The following is a 19054-nucleotide window of genomic DNA, read 5'->3' on the forward strand; positions in this document are numbered from 1 at the left end:
GTATAAATAACGGTCGTTTTCACTATGAATATATTATAAAAAATATAAAAAAATTAATAAAAAAAAGAGATGCAAAGGGTATATACTATATTTTAAAAACCGAGATAAATTTATTTCATATTTCAATATTTTTATTTTAATTAAAAATAAACTCATAGTACTAAAATATTGAATATAATTATAACCGTACAAATAGATACATATAGACGTTAATAAAAGATACAACATTATCATATTAAATTTTATTTTTCCCTTAAATATTTTAAAAAGAAATACAAGACATAATGATAAAAATCCGTATTCTGTTATATCTAAAAATAATAATACTACAATTAGTATTTTAATGTAATACGCATACCTTATATATATTTTAGAAAATAAAAATATTAGAAAAAATATTGTAAAGCATATATTCAATTGATTACTTACTAATAACATATAAAATGGCTGACTGATTATAGCTATTATAAAAACTCTCTTCATGTAATTAATTACATCATTAGTTTTGTTTAAACCAGAATATACACTATATATAAATATTGGTAAAGCTGCTCTACCTAATATTCTAAATATAATATCATCCTGAAAAATTAATAGTCCTAAGTGATCAATAAGCATAGCTATATATCCTATTACATTCAAAATAGTCATTATTCAAAACGCTCCTCTATTACTATTATCTTTTTAGATAACAAATGTGTAAATCGAGCTGTTGCATAAAAGTTGCTTCTAATACCATTAATATTCGGACTAGGTATAGTATATATATTTTGATTACTTAACTTTTTAAATGAATTTCCAGTTTTAATACTTATAACACCTGGAATATTTGAAATCTCATTTTTCCTATTAGAATCATTAGGTATACTAGTTACTACTATCTTTTTATCTTTAATCAACATTTCAATTTTTTCTTTCAATCTTCTATCTAAATTATTACTTGATAAACTCATGTTTATTATTTTAGCGTTTTTTTGTTCACAAAAATTTAATCCTTTCAGTAAATCGTTATTGTCCCCGCTGTTGAATCTATTTAGAACTTTAAAAGAAAAAACTGTTATTCCATCGTCTTTTATAATATCATTTACTATATTTCCATGACTTCCTTGGATAGTTATATCAGTATCTAGAATACATACGCTGTAATAAGACTTGTCTATGGAAATAGCTTTATAACTAAATAAAAATAATATAATCATTAATAACCACAAAAAAAATTTATTGTTTCCACTGTATTATTGTTACTGTCTTCAATTTTTGATAGAAGTTATACCCATGCTAAAGTAGAAAATAGTTTTAGTATTAATGGATATGATATAACTGTGGAAAAAGTCAATGATGAGTATATTGCTTCAACATCAGAAAATAACTTGAGATATAGCTTAATCTATAATCAAAATAGTGATGATTACCAATTAAAAACTGAACAAAAGTCTGGTGTTATTAATAAAGCTTTAAGAAAAGATATCCACGATGTCCAGGAAGTAGAAATTAAAAGTTCTACTGACGGAAAAATTGAAGCTGAAGTTTTAGATGGAAAGAAAGTTCAAGGTTTCGAAATTAATCAGAAAGTAACGCCTATAAATGATTCTACTGATTTACAGGCAGAAGCACCGTTAGTATTAGCTCCAGCAGGCAGTGCTCTTGCTACCGCTTTGATTAATGCTATACTAGCTACTGCCGGTACTATTGTAATTGCTGGTGCTACTTGGTATTCGGCAAACGCTATAAGTACTTTAGCTAAAAAACAACCAAAAATAAAATACTATACTGCCATTATAAAAAACGGTAAAGTATATATCAGACAACCAATCAAAAGTCAAACAGCTGCAGCTGCACGTTTAAAGAAGGGTTATGATGTATTTGCCACTTCGCAACAATATGCACTTAATGCTGCGAAATCTGCAAGTCCCACAGGTGTAGTAAAACATGAAAAACATGGTAAAGGATCTAATTATTATTGGCATTATCATGGTAGAAATAAACAAAACACAAAATCTTTAACAGGTCATTCATTTCATAAATAAAGGAGGATTCTATGCACTTAAAAATACAAAATTCAGATGAATATAAAAAACTTTTAGATGCCGTTGCAATATTTTCAAATAAAATTTCTATTGTTGTTTCAATAAATGAAGATTTTGAAAAGCAATCTATATATATGCAGTTTAAAAATAATTTTATTTCATCTTCTGTCACAAAGAAATGGCCAGGTACTATATCTACATCAAAATCTTTAATGTATACATTTACATTCGATAGAGATATGAAAAATTTTTTAAAAAAATATCCAAGTTTCTTTACTAAATCTTTAGAAGACGGTTACATATGGTATTCATCTCTCGATGATATAGAAGCTGACTTTTCTTTTTATAAAAATGATGATTTAATTATGTATACTACTGGCCATGAACAAACAATTATAGTTATCAATTCTGATCTAAAAAACTATATCCAAACACATTTTAATCACATTATAGATAATTAGTTATAAATATATTTGTTTTATAGAAAGAAGTTCTGAAAAATCAGAACTTCTTTTTTTACATTTTATTTAGTCTACATAAATTGTACATAAACTCCTCTATTTCTGAACACTCGTATATCCACCCTATTTCTTATATAATTTTTATGCATTAAATGTTCATAAACTCATAACAAAATCAACGTACATTAACCATATTAATTTTAAGTTATGATACAATAATATCTATATGGAGGAATAAAAATGAAAATTGGATATGCAAGAGTTTCAACCGGATTACAAAATTTGGATTTACAACAAGATAGTCTAACAAATTATGGATGTGAAAAAATATTTACAGATAAAGTAAGTGGCGCGAAAAGTAATCGTCCTGGTTTAGAAAGTGCTATAGAATTTGCCCGTGCAGGAGATGTTGTGGTCGTTTGGAGGTTAGATCGCCTGGGAAGAAATATGGAAGATTTAATTTCAATTGTTAATGCTTTAAATAATAGAGGGATTAGCTTCCACAGCATTCAAGAAAATATCACCATGGATAAATCAAGTTCAACGGGACAGCTTTTATTCCATCTTTTTGCAGCATTCGCTGAATTCGAACGTAATTTAATATTAGAACGATCTGCTGCAGGGAGAGTGGCTGCAAGAGCAAGAGGACGACTAGGTGGACGCCCTGAAAAATTGAACGAAAGTGATCTAAAATTACTTAAAACATTAGTTGAGAGTGGTACCCCTATCAAAACAATCGCTGAAAAATGGAATGTTTCTAGGACAACGGTTTATCGTTACTTAGATAAAATAGAAAATAAAGATATTAAAAAAGAGAGCTAGAAAATTTTCTAGTTCTCATTTAATGTTTATTTTGTATTTAATTCAATTAATAATTAACGGTCGTTTTTTACAATTCATATTTTTATAACCTATAGTATAATGGTTTCTTTTGTGAGATACTTATATATAAAAATAAAGGGGTATTAAGATGCTTAGAACAGATATAAAAACTAAAATTGGCAGAAAATATATAACAACTAATATTGAAAATGATGAATTTAGTTACCCAAAAGCATTTAAAGAAAAAGGTTTAAATTTTAATGGTATAAAAGTAAATAAAACTGAAGCTAAATACTTAGATATACGAGCTGAATATAATGATTTTTCTGTTCTCATAGAAACTAAACAAGATTTTTATAGTAACTTAGATGTAGCTAAAGAACAACTTTCTGCATATGTCGCGTATGAAAAATCTTTAACTGGTAACAATGTCATAGCAATACTGGCTAACACTAATGATGATTCTATTTTGGTATGGAAAGATGATGTATCAGATAAAAATTTAATTAAAGACGAGTATATTTTGAAAACTTTTGAAGAATATGCTGAGTATTTCACTAACAAAACTAACAACAAAGAAGAGATAATGAGAAACACCTATATTCTTAATGAAATGCTCCATGAATTTGGTATTAGAGAAAAATTGAGAAGTCAGTTTGTAGGTACCTGCTTGCTAACACTAAAAAATAGTAAAGTAGATTTAATTGATAAAGATATGAATAATAGCATGATTCGTGCACAGATGGAGAATATTCTAGGAATATTACTTCAAAATGATTTGCATAGAGCAAATAAAATTTCTTTATTAGCTAAAAATGTATTAGAAAGTCAAGATATTCGTCAATTAGACGACAATTCGTTTAGAAAAATTTTAACCTTCATATCTGAGGAAATACTTCCTTATATAAATGATAAATCAATAGCAGGTCAAGATTTACTAAATCTTTTCTTTGTAACATTTAATAAATATGTCGGTAAAGAAGACAAGAATCAAGCTTTTACACCTGATCACATTACAGATTTTATGTCAAAATTAACGGAAATTAATAGACATTCTCGTGTCCTGGATCCTTGTTGTGGTAGTGGTTCATTTCTTGTTCGTGCATTAACACAATCATTGAATGATTGTTCTACAGAAGACGAACAAAAAATTGTCAAAAAGAACCAAATCTATGGTATAGAATATGATGAAAATATATATGGATTAGCAACAACAAATATGCTCATCCATGGGGATGGTAACTCAAATATATATCAAAGCAGTTGTTTTGATTATTTATCTGAAATCGAAAAATGGAATATCGATACAGTGTTAATGAATCCGCCATATAATGCTACTAAAAGTTCAATGCCAAAAGAATATACCTCTACTTGGACTTCAAAACAAAAACAAGATCCTTCTAAAGGTTTTTATTTTGTCAAAGAAATTATCAAGTCCGTTAAAAAAGGAAAACTAGCTGTACTACTACCGATGTCTTGTGCGATAGGTAATACTAAAGAAATTAAGAAAATTAAAGAAGAACTCTTAAGAGAAAATACTTTAGAAGCTGTATTTTCTTTACCTGATGAAATATTTTATCCTGGTGCTTCTTCTGTTGCATGTTGTATGCTCTTTACTTTAGGCAAAAGACATGATAGTTCTAAGCCAACATTTTTTGGTTACTATAAAAATGATGGCTTTATTAAAAAGAAAAATCTAGGTCGTGTAGAAAAGATAGATGAAAAAGGAATCGGCGCATGGAATGACATTGAAAATGAATGGCTTGATTTGTATTTTCACAGAAAAGAAGTTATTGGTCTTTCAACATTAAAATGTGTATCTGGATCTGATGAATGGCTTGCTGAAGCCTATATGGAAACAGATTACTCTAATTTATCCAATGAAGATTTCCAACAAACTATCAACGATTATTTAGCATACTTAATAAGTACAGGTGAAGTTTATGAAAGTTAATGTTGCAAACTGGAAGCCGTTTAAAATCAGCAAGTTATTTAGGCTTGAAAAAACTAAAGGTAAAATAAGTACTGAATTGGTTGATGGTAAGGAAATTCCGTATATTGGTGCTAAGAAAAGAGAAAACGGTCTAATGAAAATGTGTAAGAAAGATAGTTTCGAGGAATGGATTTCAGAAGGAAACTGTATACTATTCATACAATTGGGGGCAGGTAGTGCGGGTTATGCTAACTATATTCCAAATGATTTTATTGGCATGAATGGTAAAACGAGTTGCGGTTATATTGATGGTATCATGAATGAAAAAATAGGTTTATTTTTAGCTACGATTTTATCTAAAGAACGTTTCAGATATAGTTTTGGTAGAAGTTGGACTGGTGACAGATTAAAAAATACAATTATTAAGCTTCCTGTCAAATCTGATAATAATGGTAACATTTTATATGACAAAGACAAAAAGTACTCTGATTTAGGTTATATTCCAGATTGGTCTTATATGGAAAAATTTATAGAATCCTTACATCACAAATTACCTATAACAAATAATTCTAAACCTCTTTCTTTAGAGGAGAAGCAATTCAAATCTTTTAATCTTAAAGATTTAGATATAAAGGTTTATAAAGCAAAAGCGCACGCTAAAGTTAACATTGATTTTTCTAAAGTTAGAAATGATACAAGGTATCCATTTGTTAGTAGAACTGAAGTAAATAATTCAGTGGATGGATGGGTAAATATCGATAAAAGCGACCTTAATTCTATTGAAAAAGGTAATGCACTTGTAATTGGAGATACCACAGCCACAATATCTTATCAAAAAGATGACTTTCTAACAGGAGATCATATCGTTGTTATTAGATCAAATTGGTTAAATAAATACACTGGTTTATTTATAAAGTCTTTACTTGATAAAGAGCGTTATCGTTATAGTTATGGTAGAGCATTTAAAAAAGAATCTATATTAAATACTAAAATAAAATTACCTATTGATGATAAAGGCGACCCTGACTGGATATTTATTAAAAATTATGTTAAATCTATGCCCTATGGTGATAAAGTTTGATGGATTAGTGAGATGCAGTCTTGTTTATTCCCAAAACAAGACTGCATTTTCATTTTTATGATGCTATATATTTAATAAGTTTGCCTCGTACCATCCAACGTGCTGTACCTTGAATATCAGTACAAGTAATTAATGTAATAATTTTATCGCCCTCTGAATCTTCAATTACATCTCCTCTATTAATACTTAGTACTTCAGTCTTAGTAACTTTATATACATATGTTCTATCTTTATCTGTCAGATATACTAAATTCCCTTTTTTCACTCTCAATAATGGTGAAAACAACAAGTTTTCATTCGGCATATGATGTCCTGCAATCGCATAATTACGTTTCCCCATCTCTTGACCTGGCTTCATTGTTCCCGTGGCAACATTTAGATTTTCATTTGTTAAACCTTCTAATACAGGCAGTTCCAGGTTCACTTCAGGTATTTGAATATATCCAACAAGAAAATTCATATTCACTTCTTGAAATTTGGGAATTCTGCTTAATGACTGTATAGCACTTGGGTCATATGATATAGAATCATAATTCTCTGTATTTTCTTGATAACCTATATTGTTTTTATCGGCAGTACCATTATTATTAGTCGATGATATACTATCATCTGTCGCCTGCTGCATTGCATTGATTTTCTTTTTATTTTCTTTGATCGTTTCTTTAGATACATTGATTGTTTCTTCATGAATTCTATTCATATGATAAGGTTCTATAAAATTATTAATTACATAAGGGGTAGCACTTATCAGTAAACCTACTATTATAAATAGTATAAATAAGAATTTTATTATTTTATTTTTATTCAAAATTGTTCCTCCATTAAATAAAAAACTGCCTAAAATGATTGAAATCATTTTAGGCAGCTTTTAGTTTTTATAAATCTTCTTGGATTGTAGATACTGGGATTTCAAATTTCTCACCATCATATTCAATCGGCTCATTGTCTATGATTGTAACGCCATTTGATATATTTTCTTGTTCATAATTCATTTTATTTTCCTCCTTACTTTTTCTTTTTTTGTTCTAGGTGATCCTTATAAGCTAACAAATCGCTTTTCAAATACAGATGTGTGGGCTTTGTGGATTCTGAATTAAGATTTAACGTTACAAATGGCTTGATGATACCTCTATTACATGAAGATACAAAAGCTGTTCTTGATTGACCTGTTATCTTATGGGCATCCATACCCCTAATAATATTTTCTTCTATCCACTTTTTCATGTTTGCATCACTTTTATTCATATGTTCACCTTTTATTAAACTATTTTAATAAAGTTTAACATATAACATTTAACATTTAAAATTATAGATAATGTTCTTTCATACTCTTTATGGTCTTTTTATATTCAGTCAACCTTTTTTCTTCAGATTTAATAAATATAAGTTCTTGTTTTGCTAGAATATCTAAAAAATAGGAAATAAGTTCTTTATTTTTAGTAAAAGCAACGGTCCCTCTGCCATTTGAAAGTCTGATGATTTTATCTATATCAGAGTGGTTAATATGTCCTTTTGCTAAACAAGGGTGATATTCTATCGTATACATATCTTTCAATTCTGCCTTAATATTTAATTGAAAAACATCAAACGTATCTTTCTTATTACAAAATACACAATATATCTTTTCCATAGTACCTCTCCTACTAATATAATACTATAAGCCTTACAAAATAGCTATATATATGCATAGCTATTTTGTAAGTTTTTTTATTTCCTTTAACTTATCTCTGTCACATAAATTAACTCCAATTGATTCAGCTAGTTTCTTTGCACTAGACGTAAAATAAGAGTTTGTAAATACAAATGCCTCATCTGCCCTATAGTACCCTTTTGCTGAATATACTTCCTGGACTGCTTTAATTCCAACTTTCCCTTTATATCTCTTAGCTTGAATTACGATAATATCTTTTTCACTTTTTAACACTAAATCGGCATCAAAATCATTTGATGACTTTGTAACTATCGATCTATATCCCATTTCATGAAAAAGTGATTTTAAATAGTTCTCAAATTCTTTGCCAGTCATATAATCTATCGCAGATAGACCAGAAGAAGCTAATCTTTTATTAGCTTTTTTGTGTCTCGATTTCTTTATAATAAAGTAAATACAGACTATCAAAAATCCTGAAAAAATGATAATCTCTATCATCTTTCAATCTCTTCATCTTTATTTTTTACTGGATTAATATCTATATCTTGTGTACTTGTTCGTACTAAAGGTCTATTTAGCTCTTTAATATTATTTTCTTTTATATACTTTAATACTTCATTCCAATCTTTCGTTGTTTCAATATAACTGATATCAAATTTGATTTCTGACATAGCATCTTTAATCTTCTTTTTACTATGCGCTTTGCCATCTAAGGTATAGTCCAGATCATTATAGTTCAATACATACTCATCTTTAACATTTCTGTACAGCTTAATACCTGTATTGTTAATTGTAATATTAGTATTATTATCATGTTCTAAAATCTCTAAGAAACTTTCTATATCCATATTTGAATTGGTTATTTTATTTTTTTCAAATCTTGGCGGTAGAGAGCTATATGTTGTCGTTTCTTGATTTCCTATTTGTACTGAAGCTGATTTTTCACTTACAAATCTTCTGCCTGCTTTGTCATTATCTACACATAAGACAACATTTTCTGGTAATTTACCTGTATCATCATAAATATCTTTCATTGCCTGGTACATTGTATTTTCTTTCAATCCATTCATACTTATAAATCTAGAATTTATTGGCTGATAGATTGATGCGTATGATAATGCATCTATCGAAGATTCGAATACAAATAGATTTTCTGGTTTACCAAAAGTGACCGAAAAACCTCTATTTTCAGGTACACCTGATGCTATTTTCATGAATCTTTTTTCGCCTGTACCTCTTTCTTCGTGACCAATGATTTCACCATTTTTATGCCACATAAATGCAACATTTTCATATTTAGCAGTTTGTCTGATTATGCCTTTATCTAGTAGCTTTTCTACTAAAGTAGGATTTATTCCTCTCTGTTCTACTAAATATTCTTCTGCTTTTGATGTATTATTACCCATATGATTTCTATCATACGTATATGGTTCTTCTACCTTCTTATATTTACTATAATCAACTGTCTTTATCAGTTCATCTGCATTTTCCATAACATCTCTGACTGCACTTCTAAAGTCCATATCAAAATACACTCTAGCAAATCCTACAGCACCATAACCACCTTCATCACGACTATACCAGTTAAATACATTTTCAGATGGTGTTATTTTTAATGAATCATGTTCGGCTAACTGAAATGTTCCCTTGGAAGATTTTTGGACCATTAACCCTTTTTTCTCGATATAATCCATAATATTAACGCTATTTGCCTGTTTTACCAGTTCGTCAGGTAACTTTCTATTTTTCACTGAATAAATTTTTGCTATTTCTTCATTAGAATATTTTTTCATAATATCTCTCCTCAAAATAAAAGAAGCTAGATCCTATTTTTAGAATCTAGCTTCTTAATTTATATAATTTTGGTGGTCTATAAATTTAGTAAAGTACTTTCGTTATCGATCCCTTTTTACTGATAATCCGTATTCTTTCATAACGATCACCTTGTATTGATAAGTAGTATAGTGAATATAAAGATGTTAAAAATACTATGTGTGATGATAGATACAAAAATACTATTAGATTTATGATAGACTAAACAATAAATTAGCCCATTAATTATAAGAGGTATTGTTAGTATCATATCTTTACCATGTACTAACCCAAATACAAAAGAACTTATAATTGCAGTCACAATATTTATAGGGTATTCAGCATCTTTACGAAATAACAAGTATCTAAAAATAAATTCTTCAATTACAGGAGCTGCTAAAAAAGTAATAAACATCGCAGATATATTATTTAACAATTCTCCTGTTTTATTTATATCATTGTTTACGATGTCTATATGTAATAGATTAAATATTATTCCACATATTAGCTGAGTAAAAATTAGTAACAATACCCCTATTGTGCACCATCTGATATATTTATTAATCATAAATCCCCTCCTATAATAAAATAAATAACGCTATATATAAATATAGCGTTATTTATTGAAATTGAAAACTGTCTTGTAATCTTTATCTAGCATTAATTCTGTATCAAATGTCCCTTTCTTTCCTTTAAAGCCTTTAATTTTTGTTGTTTTACCTTTATTTATTAGCTGTTTTATATTTGATTCACTTAGTTTTTTAGATGCAATAACACTATTTATGGTAAAGCCACATTTTTCACTACACGCATAGAAATCATATTTATTCGTCTTGATATGCTTGATATAACCTTTATTACATTTCGGACATATTCCTAATCCTTTACCTTCACTTTGTTTAACACTTTCTAAAGTTGAAGTCTTTACATTTTCATTCACCATAGCTGGTATATCCTTAAACAGTTGTTGAATAAATATTTCGATGCCTTCTATAAAGTTTTGTTGAGTTTCTTTGCCATCACTAATGAATTTTAATTTCTCTTCCCATTTCCCAGTCATCTCAGCACTACTTATCAATGATCCTTCCAGGGCACTACATAATAACCCACCTTTCTCTGTTGTTCTCAACTTTTTCTTATCAACTGTAATATAACCTTTATCGATTATATTCTTAACAATAGCAGAACGTGTAGCCGGTGTACCTATCCCTGCTGATAGACTTTCTCTTAGTTCTTCATCCTCTATTGTCTTTCCACAAGTTTCCATCAATCCTCCTTCTCCTCCAAGTGTTGCTTCTGTTAGGTATGATGGTGGCTTTGTTCGTCCTTCCTTACCATATATACTAAGTTCAACTTGTTCACCTTCTTCAAATGACGGTAAAGTTGTTGTCTTTTCTTCTTCAGTATCGTTACTTAAATTTTTCCACCCTTGAATTTTTGGTGTATTACCACTAGTTTTAAATATAACATCATTCACAACTATCTCTACTTTAGTTTGTTCATAGTGATAATCATCTGCAAAGATGGCCAGAGTTTGTTTCACTACTGCATCATATATATTCTTTTCTTGAACAGATAGGTCATCATATTGTTGCTGAGATGGTATTGTTTTTGTAGGAACGATAGCATAGTGTTCTAACACCTTATCGTTATCTACATAAGTCTTACGTGGTTCTGTATATTTAACGTCAAATGTAAGATTCAAAAGACTTTTATAATCTTCTAAATGATTTTTCAGATACTCGAACTCTGCTGTTGTAATTAAACTGCTGTCTGTTCTAGGGTATGATAAGAACCCTTTATCATATAATGACTGTACATAGCTTAGTGTCTGATCCAAGCTATATCCCCATTTATTATTTCCGACCTTTTGAATACCACCTAATTTAAACAATTTAGGTGCCTTTGTTGTTTTAGGAGTAACTGTAATTGATTTAACTTCTCCTGGAATATCACTTAATCCATGATTATTGATATATTCATTTATTTCATTATTACTATCTAACCTTACATTACTTTTTAATTGATATTTAATACTGTCTTTCTCACCATCAGCGACTAAATCAAAGTATATTTTCTCTTTGAAGTTCTCAATTTCTTTTTCTCTGTTATAGATCATAAATAATGTTGGTGTCTGCACACGTCCTACAGAAAAAGCACCGTCTGTTCTAACACCTTTATTTTGAAGTAGTAGAGTAATCAACCTTGTTAGATTCATGCCTACTAAGTAATCGCTCTTTCCACGTGCTTCAGCTTCTACATAATATCTATATGTTTCTTTTCCATCCTTTAATTTCCTGAAGAAGTTCTTTAACTCAATTGGCTCTTGTGTATTTGCCCACAATCTTTTAATAGGAATATCTTTGATGCCTAATAAATTTAATACATAGTACGCAATAGCTTCTCCCTCTCTATCAGGATCTGTAGCAATGACAATTTGGTCACTATTAGTCAGAGCTTTCAACAGTTTCTTCATAGAATTAAACTGGTCCTTAACTGAATACTTCGATTGATATTTAAATTGTTTAGGTAAGAATGGCAAATCCTCTAAGTTCCATTTTGCATATTTTTCATCATATTCTTTCATCGGTGCAAGTTCTACAAGATGACCAATACACCAAGTGATATAAACTTCACCTGGAAATACATCCGTTTTACCTTCTAAATAACCTGTTTTTCTACTAAAACTGCCTAGTGCTGCTCCATATTTTTTCGCTTGATCCGGCTTTTCTGCAATTATAACTGTTTTCATTAATAATCCTACTTTCTATTCTAAAATTTACTTAGCCCCTGGATTGGGGCTAAAAGTTAATTTAATTCCATTTTCTTTTCATGTGTGCTTTCTCTCGATATACTACTTTCTTTCATATTATCAATAGATTTTTGATATATATCAGGGACACCATTTAAATCTGCATCAATTTTCACTTGTTCCATAACGGTCTTATTATTAAATACATTAAAATCCCCATCAAATAATTTATGATGAGGATTAGTATATAATTCATAAGTAAATGCTTCTATATCAAAATTATTACTCTTTATATTCTTTGATAACACTTTGAGAGGCATTACTTGGTTAGTTTCTTTTATATGAATGATTGGTTGTTTAAAATTCCCATCTATATCTAACCCCACTGTTTTAGTCTTAGATAGTTCATCCAATCTTTTTACTAAATACGATGGTTTAGATATTTCTGTAGTCTTTAGTACAATCCCTGTTTTAGTATTTGATTTAATAGGTAAATATGATTGAAGTTCTTTAAATTCTTCAAAATCCATAGGGTAGTTTCCATCTAATGAAATATTATCAATAACCGTTACATTATTAGTCTTATCAAATAACTCTATGCACTCTTTATAAAACTGGCTAGCCTCTTTTGATTGGTTGCTTATATCTATATCAGATATGTTTGCTATCTGATTACTTACTTTTAATCTGTCATCTTGGATTTCTACTAAATTTATTGCAGTAGTATTAAAATCAATTCCTGTTCGATCAAACTCTGAATTTTCTAGTTTAGTAACAAGTGCATCTCTGATATCACTTAAATCACTAGATTTTATGTTGTTAGGATTGTTTATTACTAGATAGCTTCTATCTATAAAGTTAGTATCTGTTTGTTCTAGTATTTCAAGATCTGTTCCTTTTCTAATTTTTATATCAGAAGATTTAAACAAATCTTTAATTTCATTTTCATGTAATTCAATAAGTCCTTTGTAATCATCATATTTATAATTACTCAACGATAATCTAATTTCACTGATATTATTAGTATTTAATTCATTTTGCATTTCTTTTAAAAACTCCTTAGAAATATTTTCTTCAATTCCATTTATAATACGAGATGACGTATGCTGTATATCCTTTAAAGATGATTCTATATCTTTTATGTTCGTTAGATTATCAGTCCAGTTAGCTATATATGGAATTGTTTGTTCAGACGTATCAATACCAAAATGTTTATTAACAACAAAAGAAGTTAATTCTGCTTCTAATTCTTTTACATTTAATCCTTTATATTCTTTATCATGTGTACTTTCCATATTATGCATTAAAGCATGTGCTGTTTCATGAACTAGTGTCATTACATTTTCACTTTCAGTATTTAATCCATTTAATGCAATCCTATGATTTAATGGTTCATAGTATCCTTTTGCAGTACCTAATCCATTTTTACTAAAGTTTTCGACACTAACAGGTATACCTAACTTTTCTAAATATCTAGTATTAGCATTTTTAATTTCCATTGCTAATTTTGGGTTATCTAAATACAAGTCTACTCGTGCATTTGGATATATTTTAGGATAATCTTCCGGAGCAGCATTTGTTTGTGTTAAATCATAAACTGGTGCTAACTTATAGAAAGTTTTTTGAACTGTTTTAATTTCTTTATTCTTTACTTTCTCTCTTTCTTCCTTAGTTGCATACTTTAATTGTTTTAAATTATCATTTTCAATCTTCATATAGGTAACTTTATTTGGTGCTAATATTTTAATTGGATTTTGATTTTCAAGTATATCAAAGCCCAATTCTTTAAATCTATCTTTTGAAGCTACAAATTTTGCACCTGGATACTGATTTTTCATCATTCCTATGTTTCTTGGCGAATAATCATACATATTTGACATAAATTCAAAATATTCTTTGACATCTTCTGTACTCATTTTATGGAATGATATTTGTTCAAGTGCATCATCAGCCCATTTTTTCTTTTCTTCTTCTTTTGCTTTAGCCCAAGCTTTTTTATTATATGCCATAACTATTCCTCCTTTATTTTATTTGTCGTTAAATCAACTGTTACAAATATTTGTTCTTCAGCTTCATTGATTATTGAATAGTATTCTTCACTAGTACTCACAATAATTTCCTCTTTTAATATCGGACTGTATACTTGTACTTTAAATTCGTCATCACTAACAGCAACTACTACACATTGATCTAGTGTCATATTTATCACCTCCTTTCAAATAAAAAATCCTTTTAGTTAATACAACTAAAAGGATTTTTATCTACCATATTCACTTTCATACTTTTGTCTTTCTATATCTCTTTGAATATTACTTTGTAATTTATCATGTTCAAACTCTAATTCTCTATCTCTACGATAACTTCTGAATGTACTTCTTACAGCTTGATTTACTTTTATAGGAGTAATAGGTGTTTTAAATTTTATCTGTCCATTAAATTTCGTTTTAATATTATCATTATTATAAATACTTCTATCAACTAACCTTGTATTCTCTAATTTCGCTTTTTTAATATTTACATTATCATCATTATTTTTATAAGAAATACTCTGTGTCTCTTTTTTTAATTCTTTAAGCAATGCATTACCCATACGCCCTTTCAAGTCGTCTAATTTATTTTTAGATACGTCTTTATATCTATTATCTTTTCCCTTACCATATAAGTCTTTGTAAAAATCTTCTTCATCTTTTAATAATCTAGTATATAACTGATAATCTTCTTTATTATTCTTTTTTATAAAATTCATCGTATAGTTATCAATCAATGGTCTCAGGTTTTTCATAGCTTCATTATTATATTGCCACTTATTTTTTTCTTTCGGTAAATTTTTTCGTATTGTATTTAACAATTTTATTTGCGACGTTTTTGAATCATCTAATTTTATTGAGTGGTGAAGCGTAGTTCTTAAATCGCTAATTGCTTTCATATCTTTAGAACGATCTATTAATTTATTTGCAAACACACTTTTCATATTATCCAGGGTTTTTTTCTTTAACTTAGCTTTTGGTTGTAGTTCAAATTCTCCTGTTGGTTCATAATATTTACTACCAAGCTTTTTCATTTTTTCAACCATTACAATAGGTCTCGTATTCTTCATTTCTACGATTGAAGTATGAACATGTATATTATCTGTATCATAGTGAATCTCTCCGCACCATACAGCAGAGCTATCAATTTTTTCATCTTTCAGCATCGTTCTAATTGATGATCTTACAGCTTCTTTTATTTTTATTTCATTTAAATATCCTGTCTTTTCCTCATAGATGTTATGCTTCTTTAAAAATTCATTATCAAATGAATAAACATTTCCCCAAAGAACACTTCCATTTTCTTGACCTTTATTAAATGCTTCTTTCATAATTTCTTTTTCTTCGACTGTAAAATGATTCGTATCATCACCAAATAATCCTGAAGACTTAATATTTTTATTCATATAGTTTATATAATTTCCGAAATTTATATTAGGTGGATTATCATAATTATTATTTATGTATTCAAATAAAGTTTCATCACCACCACCCATTTCATAATTATTAAACTCTGTTAGTATTTCTTTTTCATTTTGAATCTGTTTGTTTTTTTCTTCATATCTTTCATAGTAATCAATGATACCACTGTAATCTTTTTTGTTATTACCAACTACAAAGTTTGAAACTATAACAATACCTGCCACTATATCACCTCATTGTTAATCAAAGAAATTTTCTTCTCGCTTATTTTTTGCTTGTTCTTCAATTGCATTTTCTACTAATTGTTTAGCAGCATTATAAGAAGTAGATAAATTTTCTGTATAAGAAAAGTTAGGAACTAGTCCCTGCGTATCTAATTGCATCGTCAACATCTCTAATACAATACATAAATTTTTATCCATGATATTCATCTTCTTTTTAAAATCATAATCTTCACTTTCTAAAAATTCTTCATCGAATAAAATATATTCAAATACTTCATTCATGGTTTTTAAATTTTTTTCAGATTTTATTTTATGCAAAACTTTATCAACACGATCATCTATATACCAAGTTCTTTTAATACCCATTATAATTCCTCCAATAATTTATTAAGTTTTTTATTAAAATTCATATCATTTATATTTTTCTGTTCTACTAGATTCTGTATTTTAGTTTTTATATCATCGTTGTTTTCTATTTCGAAGTTATATTCAACGCTTTGTTCTGCAATTACATTTAACAAATTTATTATCTCGGAAAGTGTTTTTTCCATGTATTTTATTTTTTTTAACAAAATCTTTTCGTTCATATTTTGATTTCTTAAATCGATAATATATCTAATTGTTTCATTCATAGTACTAAAATTGTTTTCTTCTTTTAATCTATGTAATTCAGCATCTACTTTTTCATCTATAGACCAAGTTCTTCTGTTAGTCATACAGTCTACTCTCCTAATATTTTATTTAATTGTTTTGTATAATCATTTAAAACCTCTGTTTGTTTTTCAATTACTTCTATTAATTTATTATTACTAGTAACAACATTTATTAATATTGATTCAATTTCTTCTTCTCTTGTCTTAAATGCATCATGTAATAAAGATTTTTCCAGTACTAAATTTATTAATTTATTTTCACTGATAGCTTTTTCTTTGCAAATATTTTTTATTTTAATTTCAATTAAAGGATCTTCTATTCTAATAGTTTTTCTAGACATAAAAAAAATTACCTCCATCTATATAATTTATTTTATTGTTTATGTATATATCGCCATATATACATAAAAATATATGGTTTAATAACGTTATGTATACAGTATGTATACATAACGTTATGGTTTTGTTATGTTATTGCTATTGCAGTGACGTCACATTTATTTAGGGTAAATATCTCGGCACTGCCGAGATGACAGCGTTTTGGCTCTGCCAAAACATATTTTGCTGTCATTACCCCTTATGCTCATGTTTTAAATCTTTAATATATAGTAGAGATTTACACTCCACACAATACTTCTACTGCTTTTTACGTTGCGCTTTAAGATGATATTTTTGAAATATCATCTTCGATTTTTAGCATTTTGTTTCTCAGCTTTAACAATTCTTCGTTATAGTTTGAGATTTCTTTTTCTTTTTCATGAATAGAATTTTGCAATTCACTGATCTTTGCTTCAGCATTTATTTTTTCATTTTCATCAAGAATATTGAGTTCTTTTTGTATTGCATTGATTTGCTTATCAGTAAGTTTGATCTCTTTTTGTTGAGTATCTATTTTCTTTTCTACATTTTTTTGTTCATTTTTGTTAAAAGATAAATGTTCATTCAGACCTTCTTTTACATAAAAAGATTCAGATTTTAATTTCAATTTATCATCAAATATTTTCTTTGGTGTATCAATGTATAATGATAATTCACTAGCTTTATTCTCTTTGTCCTGTGTAATAACATCTTCCTTCATTTTTAAAACAGTCCTTACGAGATGATTTCTCTCTACATCTTTAACTGAAACAACCAGGTAATTCTTTGTAGGTAAATGAAATTCTGTTTTTAATTTTGTTGTAATATCATCTTGATAGTTAGCTTCTGTTTGAAAATTTTCTTTAGCAATCGGAATATAATTTTCATCACTTTTATTATTTTTAAAGTATACCTTTGCAATTAATTCTTTAGTATCTGGATTATATTTCTTTTCAACAAGATAAAATGTATAATCATTTAAACTTTGTCCTTTATACATCTTTGTAGCAAGTTTATTTCCATCTTCTTTAGTAAAATAGCTATAGGCCCAAAAGCTAATGTAAACTGCTATCAAAATAAAAAGGACCTTTTTATAAAAAGGCCCCTTATCTCTACGAGATTTATTTGCGCTAAATAAATTCATACTATAATCTCTCCTATACATTTAATTAAATATTTGTTCAGCTTTTATATCTGATACTGGTGATATTGATACTATTTTTTCAATTTTCCATTCATTATTTTTTTTAATATATGTCGCTTTCATTAAAAAATTTCCGACGGTGCTATCTTCACCAATATGTGATATTGTTTGATACGTTGTTATACCTTCAGCTTGGTTTTCTCCGTTCTCTTTAATATATGTTCTAATATTTTCTGTATCAATACTCACTTCTTTTTGAATATATCCTTCTGTTACATCTTTATTCTTTTGTTGATCTATGCCTTCAGTACTCAACTTACTTATATCATGAATATAGTGATTTTCAATTAAATAATCTTGTGCTTGACCCGTTGTATATGATTTTAATCTTTCATTTGTTTTTTCAATATCTGAGCTATCATTTAAAGTTTTTATAAAATCTTCAGTAAATGATAGCAAATATTCTTGTGCATCATTTTTGTTTACAGTTGTTGGCTCTTCGATAGTATTTTTTTCTTTAGTAGCTGAAAAATTTTTTTCAGTTTTTTCGTTAAGTTTTTCAAAATTTTTGATTTTATTTTGAAGTATTTCATTTTCTTTTTCTACATTATTTATTTTAGAATGTGATATGAAGTACCCGATACACAATACGATTGATAAACCTATAATTATAATTCCTGATAATTTG

General features: G+C 28.0%; 22 protein-coding genes. 5 read left to right on the top strand and 17 right to left on the bottom strand.

The genetic code is table 11. The annotated features are described in order from the left end of the window. Window positions 1-33: 33 nt before the first annotated feature. Together CD152_RS12230 and CD152_RS02900 are read right to left on the bottom strand one after the other, a co-directional pair. Window positions 34-651 carry a TraX family protein gene (locus CD152_RS12230; protein WP_103214364.1) on the bottom strand — a complete coding sequence of 206 codons (618 nt, stop codon included), beginning with the start codon at window positions 649-651 and terminating at the stop codon, window positions 34-36. After that, window positions 651-1199, bottom strand: a complete 549-nt coding sequence (locus tag CD152_RS02900; RefSeq protein ID WP_103214365.1) for a S8/S53 family peptidase — start codon at window positions 1197-1199, stop codon at window positions 651-653. The genes CD152_RS12230 and CD152_RS02900 overlap by 1 nt, the downstream gene beginning before the upstream one ends. 123 nt (window positions 1200-1322) lie before the next feature. On the opposite strand from CD152_RS02900, the gene CD152_RS02905 reads away from it, so the two are divergent. The 5 genes from CD152_RS02905 (at window position 1323) to CD152_RS02925 (ending at window position 6324) form a co-directional block, all read left to right on the top strand. Further along, a complete protein-coding gene (locus CD152_RS02905; protein WP_103214366.1) occupies window positions 1323-2027 on the top strand; it encodes a hypothetical protein in 705 nt (234 codons plus the stop codon). Between the two features lie 11 nt (window positions 2028-2038). Then, a complete protein-coding gene (locus CD152_RS02910) occupies window positions 2039-2488 on the top strand; it encodes a hypothetical protein (RefSeq protein WP_103214367.1) in 450 nt (149 codons plus the stop codon). A gap of 240 nt (window positions 2489-2728) precedes the next feature. Beyond that, a complete protein-coding gene (locus tag CD152_RS02915; RefSeq protein ID WP_103214368.1) occupies window positions 2729-3310 on the top strand; it encodes a recombinase family protein in 582 nt (193 codons plus the stop codon). 148 nt (window positions 3311-3458) lie between these two features. Next, a complete protein-coding gene (locus CD152_RS02920; RefSeq protein ID WP_103214369.1) occupies window positions 3459-5264 on the top strand; it encodes an HsdM family class I SAM-dependent methyltransferase in 1806 nt (601 codons plus the stop codon). Continuing rightward, a complete protein-coding gene (locus CD152_RS02925; protein WP_103214370.1) occupies window positions 5254-6324 on the top strand; it encodes a restriction endonuclease subunit S in 1071 nt (356 codons plus the stop codon). The genes CD152_RS02920 and CD152_RS02925 overlap by 11 nt, the downstream gene beginning before the upstream one ends. Window positions 6325-6379: 55 nt before the next feature. Here CD152_RS02925 and CD152_RS02930 read toward each other — a convergent pair whose 3' ends face one another. The 15 genes from CD152_RS02930 to CD152_RS03005 form a co-directional block, all read right to left on the bottom strand. Continuing rightward, the gene (locus CD152_RS02930; protein ID WP_103214371.1) at window positions 6380-7132 is read right to left on the bottom strand and encodes a class A sortase; all 753 of its coding nucleotides are present in this window, start codon (window positions 7130-7132) and stop codon (window positions 6380-6382) included. 197 nt (window positions 7133-7329) lie between these two features. Continuing rightward, complete coding sequence (locus tag CD152_RS02935) at window positions 7330-7548, bottom strand: hypothetical protein (RefSeq protein WP_143935715.1); 219 nt, start codon at window positions 7546-7548, stop codon at window positions 7330-7332. A gap of 82 nt (window positions 7549-7630) precedes the next feature. Next, on the bottom strand, window positions 7631-7954 hold the full coding sequence (locus tag CD152_RS02940; RefSeq protein ID WP_101140997.1) for a hypothetical protein: 324 nt from the start codon (window positions 7952-7954) through the stop codon (window positions 7631-7633). A gap of 60 nt (window positions 7955-8014) precedes the next feature. Continuing rightward, the gene (locus CD152_RS02945) at window positions 8015-8473 is read right to left on the bottom strand and encodes a restriction endonuclease (RefSeq protein WP_103214372.1); all 459 of its coding nucleotides are present in this window, start codon (window positions 8471-8473) and stop codon (window positions 8015-8017) included. Further along, window positions 8470-9768: a DUF3991 and TOPRIM domain-containing protein gene (locus tag CD152_RS02950; protein WP_103214373.1), complete on the bottom strand. Its 1299-nt coding sequence runs from the start codon at window positions 9766-9768 to the stop codon at window positions 8470-8472. Before CD152_RS02950 ends, CD152_RS02945 begins: the two co-directional genes overlap by 4 nt. Window positions 9769-9914: 146 nt before the next feature. Then, complete coding sequence (locus CD152_RS02955) at window positions 9915-10355, bottom strand: CPBP family intramembrane glutamic endopeptidase (RefSeq protein ID WP_012655858.1); 441 nt, start codon at window positions 10353-10355, stop codon at window positions 9915-9917. A 48-nt stretch (window positions 10356-10403) separates the two neighbouring features. Continuing rightward, window positions 10404-12539 (bottom strand): type IA DNA topoisomerase, encoded by a 2136-nt coding sequence (locus CD152_RS02960; protein WP_103214374.1) that lies wholly within the window; start codon window positions 12537-12539, stop codon window positions 10404-10406. A 56-nt stretch (window positions 12540-12595) separates the two neighbouring features. After that, window positions 12596-14548, bottom strand: a complete 1953-nt coding sequence (locus CD152_RS12045) for a M78 family metallopeptidase domain-containing protein (protein WP_197932725.1) — start codon at window positions 14546-14548, stop codon at window positions 12596-12598. 2 nt (window positions 14549-14550) lie between these two features. After that, on the bottom strand, window positions 14551-14739 hold the full coding sequence (locus tag CD152_RS02975; RefSeq protein ID WP_103214375.1) for a hypothetical protein: 189 nt from the start codon (window positions 14737-14739) through the stop codon (window positions 14551-14553). 57 nt (window positions 14740-14796) lie between these two features. Then, window positions 14797-16212 carry a MobP2 family relaxase gene (gene mobP2 / locus CD152_RS02980; protein WP_103214376.1) on the bottom strand — a complete coding sequence of 472 codons (1416 nt, stop codon included), beginning with the start codon at window positions 16210-16212 and terminating at the stop codon, window positions 14797-14799. A 15-nt stretch (window positions 16213-16227) separates the two neighbouring features. After that, window positions 16228-16578: a hypothetical protein gene (locus tag CD152_RS02985; protein ID WP_103214377.1), complete on the bottom strand. Its 351-nt coding sequence runs from the start codon at window positions 16576-16578 to the stop codon at window positions 16228-16230. Next, window positions 16578-16928, bottom strand: a complete 351-nt coding sequence (locus CD152_RS02990; RefSeq protein WP_103214378.1) for a hypothetical protein — start codon at window positions 16926-16928, stop codon at window positions 16578-16580. Before CD152_RS02990 ends, CD152_RS02985 begins: the two co-directional genes overlap by 1 nt. Before the next feature lie 5 nt (window positions 16929-16933). Beyond that, window positions 16934-17206 (bottom strand): hypothetical protein, encoded by a 273-nt coding sequence (locus CD152_RS02995; RefSeq protein WP_103214379.1) that lies wholly within the window; start codon window positions 17204-17206, stop codon window positions 16934-16936. A 317-nt stretch (window positions 17207-17523) separates the two neighbouring features. Further along, complete coding sequence (locus tag CD152_RS03000) at window positions 17524-18366, bottom strand: hypothetical protein (protein ID WP_103214380.1); 843 nt, start codon at window positions 18364-18366, stop codon at window positions 17524-17526. 21 nt (window positions 18367-18387) lie between these two features. After that, window positions 18388-19054 (bottom strand): hypothetical protein (locus CD152_RS03005; protein ID WP_103214381.1); only part of this gene is annotated, 667 nt, incomplete at its 5' end.

The organism is Macrococcoides caseolyticum (assembly GCF_002902665.1).
Classification (GTDB): domain Bacteria; phylum Bacillota; class Bacilli; order Staphylococcales; family Staphylococcaceae; genus Macrococcoides; species Macrococcoides caseolyticum.